Raw genomic sequence first — 19,722 nt, forward strand, 5'->3', positions numbered from 1 at the left:
CGTGTTTTTTGAGTTATTCAGCCTCTGGGGTATCAGCTGTCTGAGGCTTTTCAATGACTGCATCTTTTGGCTTGCGATCATCATAGCGGTGTTCGTCGGCTCGCTTGATAGAGAGTGCGAGTCGTCCGCGTTCATCGGTTTCGCCGACATAGATTGGTACGATCTCGCCGACCATGAGGAGGTCACTTGGCTTTGCGACCTTCCATGGTGCAATCTCTGAAACATGTACCATTCCCTCTGCTCCGCGTCCGAGCTTCACAAATGCACCGAAGTCAGTGAGCTTCACAACTTCACCCTGCGCACGCATGCCACGTACCCATTCCTTGGTGAGGTCAGCGATCCACTCGTATGCTTTCTCGGCGCTCCCGTTCTTTCCGGTCACATACACTGTGCCGTCGTCTTCGATGTCAATCTCTGCTCCGGTTATATCGCGGATTTCCTTTACGGTCTTTCCGCCCGAGCCAATGACACCTCCGATCTGCTCTGGTTTAATCTTGAGGACCATGATCTTTGGAGCACGTGGAGAAATATTTTTTCTTGGCGCTGCGATCGCTTCCTCCATTGTTTTCAAGATGGTGAGACGTGCAGCCTTTGCCTTTATGAATGCCTCGCGGAGGATCGGTAGCGGAATTCCATCGACCTTCACGTCCATTTGAATTGCAGTCACTCCATCGCGGGTTCCTGCGACCTTGAAGTCCATATCGCCGTGGTGGTCTTCTGGTCCTTGGATGTCGGTAAGCACTTTGTACTTATCTTTGTTGTCCATCATGAGTCCTGAGGCAATACCTGCAACAGGCTTGGTGATTGGTACACCTGCGTCCATGAGCGCAAGGGTTGATCCACAGGTCGATGCCATCGAAGTCGAGCCGTTTGAGGCAAGTGCTTCAGAGACGATGCGAATCGTATATGGAAATGCGTCTTGCGAAGGGAGGACTGGGAGCAATGCCTTTTCTGCAAGTGCACCGTGTCCGATCATACGACGATTCGTACTTCCTACGCGTCCTACTTCTCCTGAAGAGTATGGTGGGAAGTTGTAGTGATGCATATAGCGCTTCTTGCCGACGATCTCAATGCCTTCAATGAGCTGTGCGGCATCAGGTCCGCCAAGTGTAAGTACAGAAAGGACGTGTGTACCTCCGCGGTAGAATACTCCCGTACCATGATGTACTGCAGAGATCCCTCCTGCTTGTGCAAAGAGTGGACGCACCGTGTCGAAGTCTCGCCCGTCGGGACGCAAGTTTTGATCAATCGCTTTGCGATGGAGTAACTGATTTACTTCTTCGTCGAAGTAGTATGCAGCAAGTGCTACATCCATCCCTTCTTGTGTTTTAACGAGCGTGAGCCATTCTTCCATGAGCTCGTACTCGAACTTACGTCCCGCAACATTCGCGAAAATGGTTTGTTCAAACTTTGGAAGAATATGTGCTGCGAAGAGTGCCTTGATCTCTGGCGTGACTTCTGCGAGTGTGATGACACGCTTCTGCTTACCAATCTCTGCAATGATCTTCTTTTGGAAATCTTCAAGCTTTGTTATCTCTTTGGTTGCGAGTTCAAGTGCCTCCATGATGAGATCTTCCCCAAGCTCCTTCCCTTCCATTTCGATCATGTTGATTGCGCCATCTTTTCCGCAGAGCGTGAGAATTGCATCGTAAGCAATCTCCTTTTCATCCGCGGTCTTTGATGCAGGCATCACAATCCATTGGTTGTCGTTACGTGCAATACGCACTGCACCAACAGGTCCTGCCCATGGGATCTCAGACACACAGAGTGCGAGCGAGGTTGCGTTGACTGCGAGGATGTCTGTCTCGAATTGATCGAGTGCAAGGACGGTCGCGACGACCTGTACTTCGTAGCGCATGCGCTGATCGAAGAGTGGACGAATAGTACGGTCGATGATGCGACCTGAAAGGATTGCGCTGTCTGCTGGTCGGCCTTCGCGACGAGTGTACTGACTACCCAGGATCTTCCCTGCTGCGTAGAAGCGCTCTTCGTAATCAACGGTGAGCGGAAAGAAATCTCCCCCTTCTTTTGGCTTCTTACCCATGACGCAGGTTGCGAGGACTGCGGAATCGCCGTAACGAATGATCACGGAGCCTTGAGCTTGCTCTGCAAGATCAGTAAACTCGGCAACAAGTGGCCTCCCACCAATATCAATAGAATAGGTGTGTTTTTGCATAACGTTGTTTCCACGCCATATTGCGCAACGAATTTTTTCGGTGCGATAATGACGCAGAAGTTTCTTAATTGTTAATAGTGTCATTATAGCACCACAGAAAAAAAGCGGGATGCTTGCGCATTCCGCTCTTGTGGTTCGGTGTAATTCATCTCATTTTCGGAAATGGAATCCTGCCCAAAGAATGTGCCCAAAGGCGAATTAATTCCGCGTGGAGATTGTCGATCTCACCATGGAGCTTCGTGGCCTCATCGAGGCTCCCCGTGCGTGCTTCGAGCGCCTCGACACCGTCGCGAATTTGCTGGAGTTTTACCCCGTCCTCTCCTTCGGATGGCATTTCGTGTAGTGAGCCGGGAGGCATGCGTTTTGGTTCGTATTTTCCAGGATCTTCGCGACTTCAGCGATTTGGTTGCGCATCCCTTTCAAATGTAGCCTGTTGTAGTAACGAGTCGTAACTCTGCCGATCAGGGTGATAAGCGCAATGATCACAAAGAAGATAAGTATGTTCACGGAAAGGAATATGAGCGAAGGAATGCGTGCGTTCAGTGAAAGGATGTGAAATGCAACGACGAATATACCGGTGAGGAAAAGTCTCTTTGTGACGGTTTGCATGGCAAACTCCTGTAGAAAAGTGCGACTTTCTCAACTCTAGCATTGGTGACATCTGCGTCAAGAAGTATGAAAAACTCGCCACGAATGTGGCGAGTGAAATGCTATTGCTCGAAAGGCCTACAGACCTTTGACTTTGCGACCCAAAAGCCAAGTTTAAACTTAATGGGTGTCGAAGCTTTCTTGATGACTTGTTGTATATCGACCTTCTCGGGTACGGGGAGGTTGGTCATTGAGATCGCACTCAGCTTTGCAACGAGTCTTTCGTCAGCGTGCTTCGGGCGTTCCCTCCACCACTCGCGCACCTCATCGCGTCGGCTCGCACAGAAGTTGCTCATCCCAGACTTGATCGCATTTGCGAATTTCGATTCAATGAATCGAGTGATTCCAAAGACAATCAGGAATATGACGAGAACAATAACAGTCCCGATGGCTGCCCGCAGCATTTCCCCGGGGTAGCGTCTAAAGAGATGGAACATATGAAATGGTAGCCAGATGAGGAATAGGGCTATGCATGGAGTAAGGCAGATGGGGATATGCTTCGCCTTCTCCCATTTGCCCGTTTTCTTGTTTACGCCCGCATCTTTATAGCGACGCCAATATTTGCATGCAACCATTTTCCAGCTGAACGCACTGAGGTTCATCCACGCATTCTTGATCTTCGTAATCGGGTTCTTTGGGAGAAAACCGATAAATGCGACAAGAAGCCAGAACAGAAGTGTGTAGAGCGTCAGAAAGATGCCCGTGATGGTTCTGCCGATGAGGAAAGAGATCAGAGTCGGAATGAACGCGAACCACTTGCGTTTCCGATAAGCACACTCATCAGCTGGTCCGCGTTCGAAATATCGGTTGCTCCAGTTCCAGACGAATTTCCCAAACGGTGTTTTCGGTTTTGCCTCAAGTAGACCCTCGGGGAGCTCTACGTTGATCGCGACTGCATATGCACTCAAATTTGGCTTGTTGGTCTTCGACCATCCACGCTCGATGAAAGAGGAGTTGATGGGGGCTTCATAGCCACCACCAAGGCCATTGTTCATTGGCGCGATATAGCTCTCCGCGCTTTGCTGGGCGAGCTTTTTGTCGCCACAAAGCACAATGAAGACAAGGTGGTGATTGCCAGCTCGAAAGAGTTGCAGGTACTTCGCGAACTCAGACACCCTGACAATGTAGCGTCTCCCAAAGTGGTAGCGCTCTTTCTCTTCGAATGCTTCTTGACTGATATCATGATCACAGATCACGATATACTGGGGACGTTTCGCGATCAGTGCATCAGAGAGACGCCACTCGATCGGTATGGTCGCCGACTCAAGGGTGTCCTTTCCACCGTTGACGATGATGCTGATGCCGTCTTTCCACTTACCATCTGATCCGGGCTTTTCTCCATGGATCCATTCTTCGCTCATGTAGCCTCCGTAGGGTATGTGAGGAGCTTCTGGTAGCATATTGCATTATGTATACTGGTTTGTCAAAGAAAGAAAAACCGCCCCCCAATATGCTTTTTGTGGGGGCGGTGTGGTCACTTCTCTCTACGACCAGTTTGATCGATGAGAAATTCTTCTCCATTTTTTACGACGCACGCATAGCCATCGTAGAATGGAGTTGCATAGTCGAAACGTTCCTTCGTAAGTAGTCTTCCGTCGGGGTAGATATATACGAAATGTCTCCCGATGCGCGCAACTGCAAATCCTTCTGCAAAGGTACGTGTCTCATCGAATCGCTGCTTGTACGCAGGAAGTCCATTGGGATGGATATGGAACCATCCTGAGTCGTCACACGCGAGCGCGTAGCCTTCGCAGAATGGGCCCACGAGTGAATAGTGTTCATTGTATGCAGGTCGCCCATCTCTCCTAATGTGGAATTCATGAGCACCAATGCGTGCAAGAGCTAAACTTCCATAAAAATGTCCAACAAGGGTGTAGCCCCTCCCCACTCCATAAAGTGGAGCCCCGTCAGTCCTGATGTGAAAACATTTTCCAGAATGGTCACGCGCGCACGCGATCTTGTCTATGAAATTGCTCACCCAGGCGTACATCCTGAGCAACTCTCTGCGACTGAGTTCTTTGCTCATGACGTGTCCTCCTTCTCATCTCATTCAACACTGCCATTTTTCATAATATCCGTCAATAAAAAGAATGACACGAATACATCGTGTCATTCTTTTAGAGCGCATACGCTCGCTTTGTTGTAGTGTCGTTGTCTTCTGGTCCAAGGCCTGGATTATCGGTGATGGCTATCGCCACCTCAGTCACACCTGTTCCATAATTATCCCATTCCCTAATGCGCTTCTCCCTGCGGGGGTTTATCATGAGATACTTGTCAGGATTTTCTGAAAGGTCGAAAAAGTCGTCCGCAAGTTCTTTGAGTTTCATTGAGCATGAGCGACCAAAAGCCATGACTTCAGTCTGAATACCCGTTTGCGCCTTAAGATGCTCAACGAGCGGAGCAAAGCTGCCATCGCCGGAGACGATGATGATCGCATCGAGGCGTGATGCCATGCGTATTGCATCAAGAGTCATCTCAACATCCCAGCTCGTACGCTTGAATTCCATTCCATAATCTTGAATTTCTTTTTTACGCACTTCAATTCCAAGCTGATTGAGCGCGCTAAAGAATGAACCCTCGCTTCCATTTGGAGTCGTGATGACATAGGCAAGTGCACGGATGAGTTGCCTCCCTGCAACTGCTTCCTTGAGAATCGCAGCAAAGTCTACCCTGCTTCCATGAAGATGCTTCGCACTATGATATAAGTTTTGCGTGTCTATAAAAATTCCCACACGCTGGCTACAATGTTTGATAACAGTCATACAAATAGTTACAAATGAACATTATGAATACAGGAATATTTTATCACGCAATGTTTCCTCATTGCAGCTTTATCTGAGTGCATTTATGTGGGGAAAAATGACAGTATATGTAAGCTACTTTTATGTGTGTTTGAAATAAAAAAATTACTCGCGCGGGGCGAGCAATTCTTTTTAATTATAGACCAATCTGCTTCAACACGGTGTTGTATACAGCCTCGTTCTTCTTCTTAAGATACTTAAGGTGTGTACGGCGGTCTGCAACCATCTTAAGAAGACCACGACGTGAGTGGTTGTCCTTCTTATTCTCCTTGAGGTGTGCAGCGAGCTCATTGATGCGCTGGCTGAGGATGGTCACCTGAACTTCTGGTGATCCAGTATCTGTTGCGTGGCGCTGGCTCTTCGTGATGATGACCTGCTTCTTCTTTGCGGTTAACATGGGAAGGAGTATAGCATAAAAATTCAGAATATGCAAGCCCGTGGCTGTAGTTATAGTTATTTGACCCTCCCCTCTCTTGGAGTAGCGGGTGGGGGTACACTGCGCACCTAAAACAAAGAATCACCACGAGGGGTGATTCTTGTGCTATGTTCCTGGCGCCTTTTCATTCAAAAATTGCTCGAGGAGGTGGTCTCTTGGAGAATCTGCGGGTAGGAATTCGATTCCCTCCCCCATTTCTGCAAGTTCCTTGTTGATGTCATCGATAGTGACCGGAACACGATGGGTATCAGGATTGAATTTCCCTAGTCCGTGTATGACGATGTGATCAGGAACTTTTACTTTTTGTACCTGTGGTGGCATAAATTATTCCATTGGCATATCACGCAGATAGTCATCGAGTGGAATGTTCCACTTACCGAAAAAAATGTCTGCAGAATGGGGATCGAGTTCATGGGGGAGGTCATTCGTAAAGCCTGCCAGTGCCTCAAAGTCTGCATCAAGTGTACCCTCGGTTGCAGTAAAAGCATCAGCCTCTATCGCGCTGCGCATCTCCTTTGCATCAGCAGTCTCTTCTGTGCAGGCCCCAGCATCTGCTGCGCCCACTTCACCATTGAATTTCTCCATCATCTTGAGCATATTATAGCACGATTTGAAATCCATTTCGAAATTTATCCCCCAAAGAAGTTTGCTATAATGTGTATATGCAAATTACTGACTGGATGCGACGATTCCTGGAATATACCGAAATAGAGCGTGGCCGCAGTCTGAATACGGTGCGCAATTATGAGCACTATCTCTCTACATTCATTGAGCAGTCGGGTGTAAAGACTCCTGAAGATATTACGAGTGAAAAGGTACGTGAGTTTCGTATGTGGCTTAATCGTAAGATGGTTGGCGTTGGGAAACGAGGTGTCGCAGCGACGCCGATGAAACGACGCACGCAGAACTATTACTTAATTGCATTGCGTGCAATGCTCAAGTATTTGGTGCGACAGGGCGTGCAAAGTCTCCCTCCAGAACAAATTGAATTAGCAAAAGTGCCACAAAGGCAGCTTGATCTTATTGGTCAAAATGATCTCAATAATCTTCTTGATGCCCCCGAAGGAGATAGTCTTGCTGCGCTACGCGATAAAGCAATTCTTGAAATGCTCTTTTCGACAGGGCTTCGTGTTTCTGAGCTCGTTGGGCTCGATAGGGATATTGATATGTCGCAAGAACATTTCTCGGTGCGCGGAAAGGGAGAGAAGGTACGCATCGTATTCATTTCTGATGACGCGCGTGATAGCGTAAGGGACTATCTTGCGAAAAGGACAGATGTTGATCCTGCGATGTTTATTGCTATCGGACGTGGTGGGGAAAAGTCTTTGAGTAAGAAAGAAGGGTCATTGCGCATGTCTGCGCGTTCGATCGAGCGTACCGTAAAGCAGTACGCGATTAAGTCAGGCATCACGAAGAAAGTCACGCCACACGTGTTGCGTCACTCCTTTGCTACAGACTTGCTGGAAAACGGAGCGGACATTCGTTCCGTGCAGGCGCTTCTCGGACATTCGAGCATCACAACGACGCAGATCTATACACACGTGACCGATAGAGGTCTTCAGGAAATTCATAAACAATTTCACGGGAAGCGAAGAAAATAAAACAGATTGTGAAACATCCGCGCCAGGGCGCGGATGTTTCATTACACCTTAACTGTGAAACATAAAAGAGTGCTTAGTGGACGAAATGGGCGATATGAGTTATCGCGTATATTTCACTTCATCCTACATTCCATATTTGTGAAACTCTTGCTATCATTATTTCATGAAACTTATTTCGTGGAACGTGAACGGATTGCGCGCATCCATCAAGAAAGGATTTCTTGAATGGTTACACGCACAAGACGCTGATATTGTGGGCTTACAAGAGATTAAAGCAGAAGAGTCACAGCTCCCTGAAGAAGTGCTCAGACCTCATGGAGCAAAAGGACAATGGCATGCATACTTCTCTCCTTCACGAACAAAGAAGGGGTATTCCGGCGTAGCTATGTTCTGCAAGGAGGTCCCCGATCGTGTCGACTATGGTATGGGTATTCCTCGCTTCGATGATGAAGGACGTTACATTGCTGTACACTTTAAGGACATCGTCATTATTAATTGCTACTTCCCAAATGGTGGTGGTGGCCCCGATCGTTTGTCCTATAAGTATGACTTTTATGATGCATTTCTTTTGCATATTAATGCACACAGATCTGAGGGAAAGAAGATTATATTCATGGGTGACGTGAATACTGCACATAATGAAATCGACCTCGCACGGCCAAAGGCGAATGAACAGAACACGGGATTTCTTCCTGACGAACGTGCGTGGATAGACAATGTTGTAAATTCAGGATATGTAGACACATTTCGCCACCTCCACCCAGTCCTCACTGATGCATATAGTTATTGGGATATGAAAACTGCAGCACGTGAGCGCAATGTTGGTTGGCGCATCGACTATTTCTTTATCAGCAATGACTTACTCCGCAGGCTTGTGGGTGCAGGAATCAGTAGTGAAGTCTACGGCTCCGATCACTGCCCTATTTGGGTTGAGCTGAAAGATAAATAAAACACCAACACGCTGTGTTGGTTTTTTGTATAAAAATAGACCGCCACGACACCCGAAGGTGTGTGGCGGTAGACGATAGGTACTAGCGGATTCCCTGACGGGCTTCCAGTGCGATGAGCGCAGCGTATTCCTCGAGAGAGGAAAGGTTGCGACTGCCGAGCGCGAAGGCGATCTCCATCGAGAGGCTATCGCGCTTCTTTTTCAGATCGGCGGTGATGGTGCGCTCACCTTGCGGGTCGGCCTCGATGCTCTCATCCAAGAGATGCATCATGTGACTGATTGCGAGGACTCCCGCTTCCTGATGCTGTGGGATCATCTTGATGCCGTTGTGCTCGCCCCGAAGGACGTTCGCGACCGGGATCCAGATGGGCGCACGCATTTCGGAAGCCTCGAGTCGCGTGGCGCAGGGCTGCGCGGAACTCTTGAGGAGTCCCACGAAGTATCCCTTGATCTTGCGATCGGGGCCGACGTGGTGCGTCAGGTTGATGCGCTCGAGGAGAGCGAAGCAGCCGTCCTTGCCCTCTTGAGTGTCATAGCCGGTCTCGGCCATGAACTCGCGACGAGCGACGCGTTCGAGGGTGAGTGCGTCCGCCTCCTCGGTGGTGATGGTCGCCGACTTGGTGACGACATCGACATCTTCGCAGCAACCGCCGAAGAACTTCATGCGGGACTGCTCCTCAGGCCTCTGGGGAATGCGCTCACCGCCGAGGAGGCAGGTCAGGTCTTCGTTGAAGCACTGGGTGAATGCGGCGCCGATCCGAGGATGGCTATTCGCATACAGGCGGTCTTTGTTCAACTGCTGGGGGTGGACCACGGGGGCCTCCTTGTAAGAAAGAACTCAGTCAGGTGACTGGTGCTCATATAATAGCATAGATTATCATATTTGTCTAGGCGTTGCTATGACAAAAAATGTGTGGTAGTTTCATTGCAGTTATGGCAATATTGCCAATGTTCAGGAGGAAAACATGTTCACTCTTCTGCGTAGATTTTTCTATTCGAGCGCTCTCCTCGGCCTTCTTATTGGCCTCCCCCTCACCGCCCAAGAACACCGCTTGCACGCCGGTGTCTCCCTTTCCTGGGCGATTCCCTCCGGTGCGTTCGGTGGCAGTGACGGGTCTCGTGATTCGTACTACGATTACGGCCGCAGTCGTGTTCCTGGTTTCGCATCGACGGTGGGAGGCAGCGTCTTCATTGGCGTTCCTCTTGCCGAGCGCGTAGTGATTCGGCCGAATGCGAGCTATTTCCGCTTCCGTGGCGACGAGGGAGATCACTTCGGCTATCGTGCTACGCCGATGTCTCTCGAGATGTCGAGTGTCGGTTGCGATATCCAGATCTTTTTCAGTCAGTCATGGAGGCAGTCACGCGGATATGTCCTCTTGGGTGTCGCTTACGATTCTGAGAAGCTTGCCATTGGCGGTAGGGCCTATACAGACAGTGCGCCTGATCAGTACAAGGTCAAACGCAGTGCGGCGAATATCGCCTTTGGAAGGGTTTCGCGGATGGAAGGCGTCGGGGTATTCTACGAGGTAGGCTTCCATCGGACGCTTTCTGACGACATGCCTGCGGGGCTAGAGATGCCAGGCTCTGATTTCTGGAAGCTCGGCATTGGCGTTACGTTCTAAAATCAACCACCCTTCGGGGTGGTTTTTCTTGCGAGTGGTTGTGGTGTGTGTTAGATATAGAGCAGATTGTGAGTGGGAGGAAAACTTGCGAGAAGCAATAGCAATTTTCGTAAATATATTTTGTTTTTGCTACTGTACAGCGCTTGCTTGTGGTAGTTTCGATTACTCGATTCCGAGAATCGATACACGCGGTTCTGCGCTTTCGCTACACCTTGGGCAATTTTGTTTGCATTCGAGTTCGACTCGCACATTTTCTTCTGGGTTAGTTTTTCGCGAAAGCACATCATTCGTGAATACTCCTCCCAAGCAGTATGACTTTACTTTTAAGTGCAGTGGTAATCACGCTAGTGCCCAAGCGCATGTGCACCCTTGTGTGTGTATCATGTCTAAGAAATTTCGCATCACTTTTGCACACGATTCCTTTGCCTATTTTCCGTCATCGCGAAAGCACTTCGGCACTTATGTCATTGCAGGTGCTCGTGCAGAGTCCTTTCTTCACAATGCGCAATTTCGGACTGCTCAAATTTCGCTCACCGCAGATTTTCCCTTCACATTGAATGCGGTGAATGTTGGTATGGGGCACAGCATCAGTGTGAAACATAATAAATATTTTGGGGAAGTTGCTGTGTTGCGAATGGCGGTGCGCGATGTACTCCTTGGGGAGAGCATCGAACATGTGCACGGTGTACGATTTTCTTTCGGAATAATATTTTAGCCGTCCTGTGAGGCGGCTTTTCTCTAATTAAAAAACGAGGGGGCTTCCCCTCGTTTTGGATTCGCAATTATTTGTAGCGCAAAGAGATGTAACGATCGAACCAAATTGCAGATACCTTTGTATCGGGCTCTGCATTTTTATATTCGATTGCCGCTTCGCTGAAGTCGGTGCAGGCCTCTGCTCGGAGCAATGCATCTTTCTCCTGCAGTTCAGTAAGGCGACGATGCCAAATCGTTGAGGTGGGGTCAGTCTTCTCGGTCGACTTCCAGCCGCTCACGGCGACATCAATGTTTTCGCATGCGAGGATTTCGTCCCGCAAGGACGGATTCGTAAGATCGAGGTAACGATTTGCCCAGATGTATTCGGTTTTGGTATCACGCTCTGCATTATCCCAGCGCTCCTTTGCTACCTGCCGACTCCGACAGGCGTCAGCGCGTAGGAGTACTTGTTCAAGTGTTATTTTCTCTTTGCAGGCCTTCCATATTTCGATTTCCGCAGGGTGAACTGCTTTTTCGAGAAACTGCATTGCGATCACTAGTGCGGTGCAGCGATCGGCTCGCGCCTGGATGATCACACGTGTGCTTTCGGGTATGGTATACATGAGTGCTCCTTTGTGCAACTGTGAATATTATACTATGTATTACATGGTTAGTCTAGTAACTATAATGTTATATATTAACGATGAGGACTGGATATAATTTGAGCAGAGCAAAATAAAAATACACATAATATGTGTATTTTTATTTTGCTTATTTCACACGGTATTTGTTGCGAATTTCCTTCACTTCTTTTTCTTCCTCACTTGCGCGAGTACGCTTCCCTTCTTCGCCTTTCGCAAGAAGTACCTCTTGAGGAAGCATCGCGAATTCTTTTGCGGTTCGCTCGAGCCATTCGGTTGTATTGCGCTCGGGGTCCTCAAGCACCTCATCAAAGAGTGCATTGAGGATGGCACCAATGCGCGGACCTGCAGGTTCATCGATGGTCTCCATGATTTTTGCACCATCAATCTTTAGCATCTTCACTGATACTGGCGCGCGCATCGCTTCTTCAATCATCGAGTGATATTTGCGCAAGCGATACGGTGTCTCCATTGGACGTCCAGTTCCTATACGATCACATGCGCGCACATTCATAAGGTCCCAGACTAATTCAGGTCCGACATTCGCAACAATGCGACGCACTGCGGAGAGTGTGATCGTCTCTATATCAGAGAAGAACATGTGATAGCGCACGAGTTGTGTGGACTTGAAAATGATTTCGCGAGAATATCGAAGGCGCTCAAGAATTTTCTTCGCCATCTTTGCGCCGATTACTTCATGTCCATAGAATGTCCACGTCTTTTTCTCCTCTGACCACCTGCGTGATGCAGGTTTGCCAACATCATGAAGTAATGATCCGAGTCGAACATGAAGTGGCCAAGAGCGATCGGCTGCATGTTGAAGGGCTCGAAGATTGTGCTCCCATACGTCATAGATGTGGATTCCCTTCTGTTCGCACCCTAGCCCCTCGATAAGCTCAGGGCAAACATAGGTGAGTAAACCCACACGATGGAGGACAAGAATGCCTTCCATTGGTTTCGCACTCATGAGCATTTTTGAAAATTCGTCACGCACACGTTCCATGGCTATCTTCTCGACAAGCGGAGCGTGAGAAATTACTGCTTCAAGAGTTTTCTCCTCGATAGTGAAATCAAGTTGTGCGACGAAACGCACCGCACGCATGACGCGAAGTGCATCCTCAGTGAAACGCAAGTGTGGATCACCCACAGCGCGGATGGTGCGCTTTTTGATATCGCTTACTCCGTCGTAAGGATCGATGAGCTCATCACGGACGACATTATATGCGATAGCGTTCATAGTAAAGTCGCGACGCTGCAGATCCTCATAAAGGCTCTTTGAAAATTGCACGCTGTCAGGGCGGCGAAAATCGCTATATGTAGATTCTGTTCGATAGGGTGTTATCTCAACAATGCGCAACGTTGCACGTTCGGTATCATTCTCTGGGATTGTTTCATTTACTACTCCGACAGTGCCAAAATCATTCTCATAGAATGTATGGGGAAAAAGTTCGATAATCTCAGCAGGCGTGGCATTCGTGGTAAAGTCCCAATCTTTCGGAGTCTTTCCCTCGAGGAGATCTCGGGTGCAACCACCGACGAGATAAGCTTCGTAGCCTGCGGATTCAAGAGTGGAAGCAACGGATGAGATTTCGGGTGGGATATTTAGTAGGGGCATAGTTGTGTGTTGCACGTTAAACAAGAAAAAAGCGTTTCACGTGGAACTAGTCTAATTATATAGACTAGTGATTAATTTGGTAGGTATCAAGATGCCAGAACTCGCCCCTTCGTCACATCCATATTTCATTTCGCTGTGCTCATGAAATATGGTGTGCGAGTAGGGCCAGGGCTCGGTTGCCCAGGACTCGACACCACTCACAAAGTAATTTAGGAGCAAAGCACCTAAATTACTAAGTGGTGGTCGTCACGGCTCGGCGACCCTGCGCTGCGCTTCGCGCGAGCGAGGGTGCCCGCCTCCGCCTTTCGAGTCCGGCGGGATCTCGAAAAATTGCGGCGAATAATGCTTCGCATTATTCTTGCATTTTTGTGCCCCCGCCAGGACTCGAACCTGGGATAACGGTTTCGAAGACCGTTGTGATATCCACTTCACTACAAGGGCATTAATTGTTTAAAATACTCTAACCTGGGAAAAGCAAGGCGCTCCGCGCACCAGGCTTGCTTGCCCGATAAGGAGCCGCCACCGCGGCACTGATCAACTCACGCCTTCGCTCTGCTCAGTCGCTCACGGGTAACGGATTTCTTGACTGTCCCGATATCCGCTTCACAACAAGGGCATTAATTGTTTTTTCGAATACTCAAATTCTTGAAAACTTGACTGCAAAAACTATGCTCAAAAACGAGCGTAGACACAATATACGTTAAAATGGCTCACTTGCCAAATATTTTAAAATCGGTTAATATACCTCTACAACAAAAGGCGCGGGTATGGTTTAGTGGTAGAATGCGTCCTTGCCAAGGACGAGACGGGAGTTCGATTCTCCCTACCCGCACAGCACAGAAAAAACAGAGCAAAGCTCTGTTTTTTCTTTTGTGCTTGCGGGTAGGGAGAATCGAACGGAGAGGGGTCGGGAGAGGAAGCCTCTCCCGTCTAGGAGAGCAGGAGTTTCTTGTTTCACAAGAAACCCCGTCGAGAACCGTGGGTTCTCGAAGAACTTTGCCGTGCGGGCCCCTTTAGGGTGCGCGAGCAAAGTTCGTGAGATCTCTCCCCTCCCTACCCAGGCAAAGCCTGGCTAGGGAGTCCCTGATGTTCCTGGGTTTGTTCAGTTGTCCTTTATCCCCACTCTCCACAGCCTTATACACAGACAAAGTGTGGAAAAACTCACTCAGCTCGTATCCTTCAATGAATTTTTGTTGCTATTGAGCCACTTCACAAAGGACACTGTGGACAACCCTGTGGATAGCGGGGATAACTATCATGCAAATGTGGAGTTCGATAGAAGTTTTCCCTAATTTCCGGAAATTTGGCTGTTCCCACCATTACTCAATTGTCTGCCCCCTGCCTCCTCCGATTTGGCCCATGTCTCTTTGATTTGCCATAGCTCCTTGATCTTATGTGCCTATACACATCATATGCCTAGGTGGTGGGGAAAACTCTGTGGATAGTGGGGATAAAGGACAAATTAGGGTATTTCCTCACGGAATTGCGATTCCTGGGGCTTTATGCTACAGTAGCGCACCTCTGAGTTCTCAGACAATGTGTGGAAAAATGGAGCAGCATCCTCGCTATTCCATAGAAATCTTATATTTTAGCCGATATTTTGCCTGTATCTGGGGATAACCCTGTGGATAGTGGGGATAAAGGACATTGATTATCTTTGAATTCCTCAATGCACAGTCTTTGCTATTGATATACATAGTTATCCACATAATGAATATAATTTATATTTAAAACCGCGAAATACATGTTTCACGGGAAACAAATTGATATATAATGGGTATATGGATCACAGGATGAGTAATACCGAGGTTGGCACTATGGGTGAAACACTTGCAGTCCGCTATCTCAAATCAAAGGGATTCTCCATTCTCGCGAAAAACTTTAATATCCCTGGTGTTGGCGAGATCGACATTATCGCTCACTGTGACGGCACTTTTCATTTTGTCGAGGTGAAATCCTCATATTCCTTCTCGCTAAACAGTGAATATCACTCTTCTCGTAACTTTGATGATGCGAAAAAGCAACGTATTGCACGAGTTATGCGGAAATACTGTGATTTGTATAAGATCGATAGCCCTCGAACTGTAAGCCTCTGCGTTATTTCCTTTTCACGTGAAACATATGATGCTCGCGTATTTTTTGACCCTTTTGTACTGGTTGACACTATTTGATTTCACGTGAAACGTTGGGACTTGGTTTCATACGAGTGTAATAATATATATTAATTTGGTATTCGAGCTCTGTATTTTCAGCCGGATTATTGCGCCTGCACGTTTCCCTACTGAAATAGACATTGCTCACCAGGAATCGCTGCAAAATCTGTATGTGGGTCATTACGTAACATGCCATACCCCTTCCGCTGTGTACTTGAGTATTCTGCATATAATCCAGTTTTCACGTGAAACAAATTGGATATGTGATATCCATAAACAGCCAGACGTTCATGTTCCAGCAATGTGTTACGTAGGAACATTATGGTTTCATGTGGAACATGTGATTCTTGGTATTTTGTATTTGATCACTAAGAATGTGTAATAATTACAATTCATGAATACCTATTCAGAAGCATATTGTAGCAAATGACCGTTGCGAAGTGTTCAGTACTGTTTCACGTGGAACAGGACATGTCGATCAATGCAATAGCTAAGCTGACCGTGATCATTGGTCTATGTAGTGCTATGGCTGCTCAGGTATGCATGGATTCTTATATGGCAATTGATATTCTGAATATTTTCTGGAGAACTGCGTGGTTGCAGAAAGTGATATTGCTGCAAGTTGGTCATTATGTTTCGCGTGAAACAGAAAATAGGCAATATTCATATGCATTGTTGAGTTACTACGTAACCATTGTAAACATAATTATTATTGTCTGAAAATATTCTTTGTACTATATTTTTCATTATCATTTTATAATAGGCGTAAGCAATAAAGTCTTATGTCCTTTATTTCCACTGCTGAAATTTTTGTGGTATAATGTAAGTGTCTTATAGGGAACTTGTTCCAATTATGTCACATCATCCATTACTCATTGTCAAGGCACGTCATGTAGTTCGCCATTCGCATCTTAGTGATGAGGATAAGCAGCTCATGTTTGAGCGCATTCCATATCTTGATCTTGGAATGCTCGCTCTTTTCATTGAGTCTGCTGAAGAGAATCCATTTGCACTTGATGCAATTGTGAGTAGTATGAAAAAGAAGCTTGATGCTCGAGGTAATCTCCACCGTTTACATGAGATCCTCGAGAATGAAGAAAAGGAAATCGCTGACGAGGAAGGAGATGAGACACTTCCGGGTGTTGAATTGAATAATAGCGCAGCAATCTAGCGAATATCTATATGAAAGAGCATTTAAACAATCCAGAAGAGGAAATGTTTGCAGCATATGGTGAAGACCTTGGCGAGGCTCCACAAGGGGAGTCTGTTGAGGCTGAGCAGCAGTCTGCGGGAGAGGTCCTTGAGGATTCTCCTATTTCTGACGCTGATCGATATGCAGAGCAGGTGCTCGCGGGCCATTCTCCCGAAGAGAGGGCTGCTGTGGAGAGTATAGTTTCCTCTATTGAGAACGTGTACGCAAAGGTAAGTTCTGATGACGTCTTGACCCGAGAAAAAGCTACGGAGGCTTTGCTGGGAACTGCGTTTGCAGCTGCACCAACCACAGCCATGGGGCATGAGCAGGAACCATTGTGGAAGAAGGTTCTTACAGGGGCTTCACGGGGTGCCCACGGTGCAGTGAAGGCTCTGGCACTTACTGCAACTCTTGCAGCTCCTGCTGCAGCACAGGATTACAAGCATCCTAGCCCTGAGATTACTAAAAAAGTTGATTATATATTTGGATCGAGCATTATGGAGCGATTTGGTGATAGGCGTGGTCACTATAAGAAAGCCTATACAAATCTTGAGGTGCGAAAGAAATTTCTCATCCAGCAGCTTCATGATTTAACTGATGCTCGTCCAAGAAATACTGCAGAGGAGACTCATATTTTGCGTGTTGAGGCTGATCGTGATGCGAAGCTCGCAGCCCTCCGTGTCGAGCGTACGCTTGAAACTATGTCATTTGAGAGTCTGCATTCAAATAATCCTGTAGATAAGGCACAGTATGAGGCGAATATTGCCTCGATTGCTGCAAGAGAGGCTAGGGCAATAGAGGAGTGTGAGGCACAGCTGCTTGCAGAGCATCGTAAGGCGGTTCCAGTAAAGGAGGTTGAAGACTTGCGAAGAGAAATCATTCGAATTGAGAAGAGTGAGGATGAGATTGTCCAAAGATTCCTCGCGACCCGAAATAACTCGTATAGTTACGGCTCAAGCTGGGGGTTTGGTGGTGGAAGAAACTGGACGCAGTGGGATGGGTATAAATAAAAGAGCACAAGTGCTCTTTTATTTTTTTTCGACTTCGTCAACATACTCGAGGAAGAGTCTTTCGTCGAACCCTCCACGTTTTTCGCGTTTACTAATTTTCTTTGCAGAAAGCTCCTCTTTGTCGATCTGGTGGGCAAGGATGATTGCGTCGACAAGCTCAAGTAAGTCTGAGAGTTCGCCGATGATATCTTCTTTGCTTTTTGCCTCAAGGAGTTCCATTGCCTCCTCAATAACTTTTTGTTTAAGCGCGAGTGCAAATTGTTCATCATTCAGAATCGAGATCTTTGGTGTAGCATTGTCTGCCGTAATGATTTCGGGAATTCGATCTCGGATAAGTTTGTTGTAGGTGATGCGGGGCATGAGTATAGTGTAGCATATGGAGAAGGAGAAGAGGAGAAGAGGGGAGCAAGCGTTGCTTGCGAAGAATACGAGAAGCGCACCCTTTGGGTGCGGCCGGGGAATCGAACAAACTTTTCTCGCGCACTCCAGAGGAGCCTCGCGCGGAAAAGTTAAGACCGGGCAATCGAACAATCACTTGTTCGCGCACCCCGGAGGGGCCCCGCACGACAAGTGATTTCGAGAACCCACGGTTCTCGACGCTCGAGGACTCGCTGCTCTCCTACGCAAGAGAGGTACCCTCTCTTGGCATCTCTCCGTTCGAATCCCGGCGCCCCTAATAAAAAAGAAAAACTCCCTGAGGAGTTTTTCTTTTTTATTGTCGGGGCGCCGGGATTCGAACCCGGAGTCATCCGCTCCCAAAGCGGACATGTTAGCCGTTACACCACGCCCCGATATTTCTCTTTTATACACTTCGGTCATGACAGTCATCCGCTCGCATAAACTGATATGCGGCCATTATGCCACGCCCCGATGTCTTTGTGGGCTCAAGCTCACGTTGTTGCATATTATCATAGTTTCTAAAAAACGCTAGTCCTATTTATTGCACAATAAATTCCTCAGCATGCTTGTGTGCTTTTCAAAATGCAGTACCATTATTAGTATGAAATTGAATTTTCGCATGAGTGTATGGAGCCTCTTGTTGCTCGCTGCGTTCTTCCTCGCTGCACACCCTGAGCTCTTAGAATTCAAGTTCACTCCACGTAGATATAATGTACTTCATGCTGTTGTTCGTGAAGGAGTTGCGAATGATCAATCATGGGCAATTACTCGAATTGCATTCTCTCCTGAAAAGATTCCGTTTGTAAAAATCCAAAACAGAAATCGTTCATTGCGCGCTTTCTTCTATAATGATGCGCTTTACGTTGAGCAGCACGAGCCGAGAGAAGTGTTTTTGATTTCGGGAAATTTCTGGACTGAACCAGATATAAAAAATATTCATTTTACAGATACGATGACACTTTTTGTTCGTGGTGTTACTGCGCAGTATGGAGTCCAAGTTCCGATTGTGCTGCGCATTCATCTTGATACTGGTGTTATCGAAATGATTCAGTCATAGCACTATGTCCAAATTTGCTACACAAGAATTACGAAAAAAATATGCGGGGCAGACGCTTCTGAAACTCAAGAAGCTTTTTCCGAATGCGCGCATGTTTTTGAATTACGAAACACCATTTGAGTTACTTGTTGCGGTGATGCTTTCTGCGCAGTGTACAGATAAAAAAGTGAATGAAGTTACACCAGCTCTATTTGAAAAATACAAAACAGTTGATGACTATGCGAGAGCATCCATTAAGGATCTCGAGCGACTTGTATACCAAACAGGGTTTTATCATGCCAAGGCAAAGCATATCAAAGAGGCGGCCAAGGTCGTGCGTGATGAGTTCAAGGGACAGCTCCCTCGCACAATGAAAGACATGTTGCGGATTCCTGGAGTGGGGAGAAAGACTGCGAACGTGGTGCTTGGAAATATATATGGAGTAAGCGAGGGGATTGCTGTTGATACGCATGTGCGTCGACTGTCGTATGTACTCGGTTTTTCAAAGGAAAAAGCAATTCCTGCAATCGAGCGGGATCTTATGAGGCTCTTTCCTCGAAAGGAGTGGTTTCGCCTTACCTATTATCTTATAGAGTATGGGAGACTGTATTGTCCCGCAAAAAAGCATGACCATAGTATGTGCCCACTTGGCCATATCGATGGATAAGCATTGCTTGAACTCCACCTTGCAGTTAATTTGCATTTGCAAATAAGTATCGTTAAACAGTTTCGCTCCTGTGCCGCTTGTGT

At 47.4% G+C, this 19,722-nt stretch carries 21 protein-coding genes and 3 tRNA genes; 10 read left to right on the top strand and 14 right to left on the bottom strand.

The genetic code is table 11. From position 1 onward, the window contains the following. Window positions 1–13: 13 nt before the first annotated feature. The 8 genes from VJ579_01940 to VJ579_01975 all read right to left on the bottom strand — a co-directional run bounded on the left by VJ579_01940 (window position 14) and on the right by VJ579_01975 (window position 6,682). Complete coding sequence (locus VJ579_01940; protein ID HXK37805.1) at window positions 14–2,176, bottom strand: polyribonucleotide nucleotidyltransferase; 2,163 nt, start codon at window positions 2,174–2,176, stop codon at window positions 14–16. A 306-nt stretch (window positions 2,177–2,482) separates the two neighbouring features. Further along, window positions 2,483–2,785, bottom strand: coding sequence for a hypothetical protein (locus VJ579_01945; GenBank protein HXK37806.1), 303 nt, complete (start codon window positions 2,783–2,785; stop codon window positions 2,483–2,485). 101 nt (window positions 2,786–2,886) lie between these two features. After that, the gene (locus tag VJ579_01950; protein HXK37807.1) at window positions 2,887–4,185 is read right to left on the bottom strand and encodes a hypothetical protein; all 1,299 of its coding nucleotides are present in this window, start codon (window positions 4,183–4,185) and stop codon (window positions 2,887–2,889) included. A gap of 113 nt (window positions 4,186–4,298) precedes the next feature. Continuing rightward, on the bottom strand, window positions 4,299–4,850 hold the full coding sequence (locus VJ579_01955) for a WG repeat-containing protein (GenBank protein ID HXK37808.1): 552 nt from the start codon (window positions 4,848–4,850) through the stop codon (window positions 4,299–4,301). 91 nt (window positions 4,851–4,941) lie between these two features. Further along, complete coding sequence (locus VJ579_01960) at window positions 4,942–5,556, bottom strand: NYN domain-containing protein (GenBank protein ID HXK37809.1); 615 nt, start codon at window positions 5,554–5,556, stop codon at window positions 4,942–4,944. A gap of 205 nt (window positions 5,557–5,761) precedes the next feature. Further along, the gene (gene rpsO, locus VJ579_01965) at window positions 5,762–6,022 is read right to left on the bottom strand and encodes a 30S ribosomal protein S15 (protein ID HXK37810.1); all 261 of its coding nucleotides are present in this window, start codon (window positions 6,020–6,022) and stop codon (window positions 5,762–5,764) included. 144 nt (window positions 6,023–6,166) lie between these two features. Then, on the bottom strand, window positions 6,167–6,382 hold the full coding sequence (locus tag VJ579_01970) for a hypothetical protein (protein HXK37811.1): 216 nt from the start codon (window positions 6,380–6,382) through the stop codon (window positions 6,167–6,169). Between the two features lie 3 nt (window positions 6,383–6,385). Next, entirely contained in the window at window positions 6,386–6,682 is a 297-nt protein-coding gene (locus tag VJ579_01975; GenBank protein ID HXK37812.1) for a hypothetical protein, read from the bottom strand. Window positions 6,683–6,723: 41 nt separating this feature from the next. Between VJ579_01975 and xerA the strand changes: the two genes are divergently transcribed. Both xerA and VJ579_01985 read left to right on the top strand, forming a co-directional pair. Continuing rightward, a complete protein-coding gene (xerA, locus tag VJ579_01980) occupies window positions 6,724–7,662 on the top strand; it encodes a site-specific tyrosine recombinase/integron integrase (protein ID HXK37813.1) in 939 nt (312 codons plus the stop codon). A 163-nt stretch (window positions 7,663–7,825) separates the two neighbouring features. Beyond that, entirely contained in the window at window positions 7,826–8,611 is a 786-nt protein-coding gene (locus VJ579_01985; protein ID HXK37814.1) for an exodeoxyribonuclease III, read from the top strand. A gap of 82 nt (window positions 8,612–8,693) precedes the next feature. On the opposite strand, the gene VJ579_01990 is transcribed toward VJ579_01985, so the two are convergent. Beyond that, on the bottom strand, window positions 8,694–9,425 hold the full coding sequence (locus VJ579_01990) for a hypothetical protein (protein HXK37815.1): 732 nt from the start codon (window positions 9,423–9,425) through the stop codon (window positions 8,694–8,696). A 151-nt stretch (window positions 9,426–9,576) separates the two neighbouring features. Between VJ579_01990 and VJ579_01995 the strand changes: the two genes are divergently transcribed. Then, complete coding sequence (locus tag VJ579_01995) at window positions 9,577–10,233, top strand: hypothetical protein (GenBank protein ID HXK37816.1); 657 nt, start codon at window positions 9,577–9,579, stop codon at window positions 10,231–10,233. Window positions 10,234–10,615: 382 nt separating this feature from the next. Continuing rightward, window positions 10,616–10,948, top strand: coding sequence for a hypothetical protein (locus tag VJ579_02000; GenBank protein HXK37817.1), 333 nt, complete (start codon window positions 10,616–10,618; stop codon window positions 10,946–10,948). A 67-nt stretch (window positions 10,949–11,015) separates the two neighbouring features. Here VJ579_02000 and VJ579_02005 read toward each other — a convergent pair whose 3' ends face one another. The 3 genes from VJ579_02005 to VJ579_02015 all read right to left on the bottom strand — a co-directional run bounded on the left by VJ579_02005 (window position 11,016) and on the right by VJ579_02015 (window position 13,623). Beyond that, window positions 11,016–11,549, bottom strand: coding sequence for a hypothetical protein (locus VJ579_02005; GenBank protein ID HXK37818.1), 534 nt, complete (start codon window positions 11,547–11,549; stop codon window positions 11,016–11,018). A 148-nt stretch (window positions 11,550–11,697) separates the two neighbouring features. Beyond that, window positions 11,698–13,182, bottom strand: a complete 1,485-nt coding sequence (locus VJ579_02010; protein HXK37819.1) for a CCA tRNA nucleotidyltransferase — start codon at window positions 13,180–13,182, stop codon at window positions 11,698–11,700. A gap of 369 nt (window positions 13,183–13,551) precedes the next feature. After that, window positions 13,552–13,623, bottom strand: a tRNA-Arg gene (locus VJ579_02015). Between the two features lie 320 nt (window positions 13,624–13,943). On the opposite strand from VJ579_02015, the gene VJ579_02020 reads away from it, so the two are divergent. From VJ579_02020 to VJ579_02035, 4 genes are all read left to right on the top strand, one after another. Beyond that, a tRNA-Gly gene (locus tag VJ579_02020) sits at window positions 13,944–14,014 on the top strand. A 949-nt stretch (window positions 14,015–14,963) separates the two neighbouring features. Continuing rightward, on the top strand, window positions 14,964–15,353 hold the full coding sequence (locus tag VJ579_02025; protein HXK37820.1) for a YraN family protein: 390 nt from the start codon (window positions 14,964–14,966) through the stop codon (window positions 15,351–15,353). An 835-nt stretch (window positions 15,354–16,188) separates the two neighbouring features. Next, window positions 16,189–16,506, top strand: coding sequence for a hypothetical protein (locus VJ579_02030; protein HXK37821.1), 318 nt, complete (start codon window positions 16,189–16,191; stop codon window positions 16,504–16,506). Window positions 16,507–16,517: 11 nt separating this feature from the next. Next, window positions 16,518–17,537 carry a hypothetical protein gene (locus VJ579_02035; protein ID HXK37822.1) on the top strand — a complete coding sequence of 340 codons (1,020 nt, stop codon included), beginning with the start codon at window positions 16,518–16,520 and terminating at the stop codon, window positions 17,535–17,537. Window positions 17,538–17,555: 18 nt separating this feature from the next. Here the strand turns inward: VJ579_02035 and VJ579_02040 are convergent, their stop codons facing one another. Beyond that, window positions 17,556–17,897 carry a nucleoside triphosphate pyrophosphohydrolase gene (locus tag VJ579_02040; GenBank protein ID HXK37823.1) on the bottom strand — a complete coding sequence of 114 codons (342 nt, stop codon included), beginning with the start codon at window positions 17,895–17,897 and terminating at the stop codon, window positions 17,556–17,558. Between the two features lie 358 nt (window positions 17,898–18,255). Then, a tRNA-Pro gene (locus tag VJ579_02045) sits at window positions 18,256–18,328 on the bottom strand. A 209-nt stretch (window positions 18,329–18,537) separates the two neighbouring features. Between VJ579_02045 and VJ579_02050 the strand changes: the two genes are divergently transcribed. Both VJ579_02050 and nth read left to right on the top strand, forming a co-directional pair. Next, window positions 18,538–18,993, top strand: a complete 456-nt coding sequence (locus VJ579_02050; GenBank protein HXK37824.1) for a hypothetical protein — start codon at window positions 18,538–18,540, stop codon at window positions 18,991–18,993. Window positions 18,994–18,997: 4 nt separating this feature from the next. Next, complete coding sequence (gene nth, locus VJ579_02055; GenBank protein HXK37825.1) at window positions 18,998–19,639, top strand: endonuclease III; 642 nt, start codon at window positions 18,998–19,000, stop codon at window positions 19,637–19,639. Window positions 19,640–19,722 lie beyond the last annotated feature (83 nt).

The sequence above is a fragment of the Candidatus Paceibacterota bacterium genome, assembly GCA_035583355.1.
Classification (GTDB): domain Bacteria; phylum Patescibacteriota; class Minisyncoccia; order Phycocordibacterales; family UBA6899; genus JAJZQJ01.

What these genes read in the sequence shown, in the direction of transcription:
- VJ579_01940 (HXK37805.1), bottom strand. Translation starts at nt 2,176, where the DNA reads ATGCAAAAACACACCTATTCTATTGATATTGGTGGGAGGCCACTTGTT.
- VJ579_01945 (HXK37806.1), bottom strand. Translation starts at nt 2,785, where the DNA reads ATGCAAACCGTCACAAAGAGACTTTTCCTCACCGGTATATTCGTCGTT.
- VJ579_01950 (HXK37807.1), bottom strand. Translation starts at nt 4,185, where the DNA reads ATGAGCGAAGAATGGATCCATGGAGAAAAGCCCGGATCAGATGGTAAG.
- VJ579_01955 (HXK37808.1), bottom strand. Translation starts at nt 4,850, where the DNA reads ATGAGCAAAGAACTCAGTCGCAGAGAGTTGCTCAGGATGTACGCCTGG.
- rpsO (HXK37810.1), bottom strand. Translation starts at nt 6,022, where the DNA reads ATGTTAACCGCAAAGAAGAAGCAGGTCATCATCACGAAGAGCCAGCGC.
- VJ579_01970 (HXK37811.1), bottom strand. Translation starts at nt 6,382, where the DNA reads ATGCCACCACAGGTACAAAAAGTAAAAGTTCCTGATCACATCGTCATA.
- VJ579_01975 (HXK37812.1), bottom strand. Translation starts at nt 6,682, where the DNA reads ATGGATTTCAAATCGTGCTATAATATGCTCAAGATGATGGAGAAATTC.
- xerA (HXK37813.1), top strand. Translation starts at nt 6,724, where the DNA reads ATGCAAATTACTGACTGGATGCGACGATTCCTGGAATATACCGAAATA.
- VJ579_01985 (HXK37814.1), top strand. Translation starts at nt 7,826, where the DNA reads ATGAAACTTATTTCGTGGAACGTGAACGGATTGCGCGCATCCATCAAG.
- VJ579_01995 (HXK37816.1), top strand. Translation starts at nt 9,577, where the DNA reads ATGTTCACTCTTCTGCGTAGATTTTTCTATTCGAGCGCTCTCCTCGGC.
- VJ579_02000 (HXK37817.1), top strand. Translation starts at nt 10,616, where the DNA reads ATGTCTAAGAAATTTCGCATCACTTTTGCACACGATTCCTTTGCCTAT.
- VJ579_02005 (HXK37818.1), bottom strand. Translation starts at nt 11,549, where the DNA reads ATGTATACCATACCCGAAAGCACACGTGTGATCATCCAGGCGCGAGCC.
- VJ579_02010 (HXK37819.1), bottom strand. Translation starts at nt 13,182, where the DNA reads ATGCCCCTACTAAATATCCCACCCGAAATCTCATCCGTTGCTTCCACT.
- VJ579_02025 (HXK37820.1), top strand. Translation starts at nt 14,964, where the DNA reads ATGGATCACAGGATGAGTAATACCGAGGTTGGCACTATGGGTGAAACA.
- VJ579_02030 (HXK37821.1), top strand. Translation starts at nt 16,189, where the DNA reads ATGTCACATCATCCATTACTCATTGTCAAGGCACGTCATGTAGTTCGC.
- VJ579_02035 (HXK37822.1), top strand. Translation starts at nt 16,518, where the DNA reads ATGAAAGAGCATTTAAACAATCCAGAAGAGGAAATGTTTGCAGCATAT.
- VJ579_02040 (HXK37823.1), bottom strand. Translation starts at nt 17,897, where the DNA reads ATGCCCCGCATCACCTACAACAAACTTATCCGAGATCGAATTCCCGAA.
- VJ579_02050 (HXK37824.1), top strand. Translation starts at nt 18,538, where the DNA reads ATGAAATTGAATTTTCGCATGAGTGTATGGAGCCTCTTGTTGCTCGCT.
- nth (HXK37825.1), top strand. Translation starts at nt 18,998, where the DNA reads ATGTCCAAATTTGCTACACAAGAATTACGAAAAAAATATGCGGGGCAG.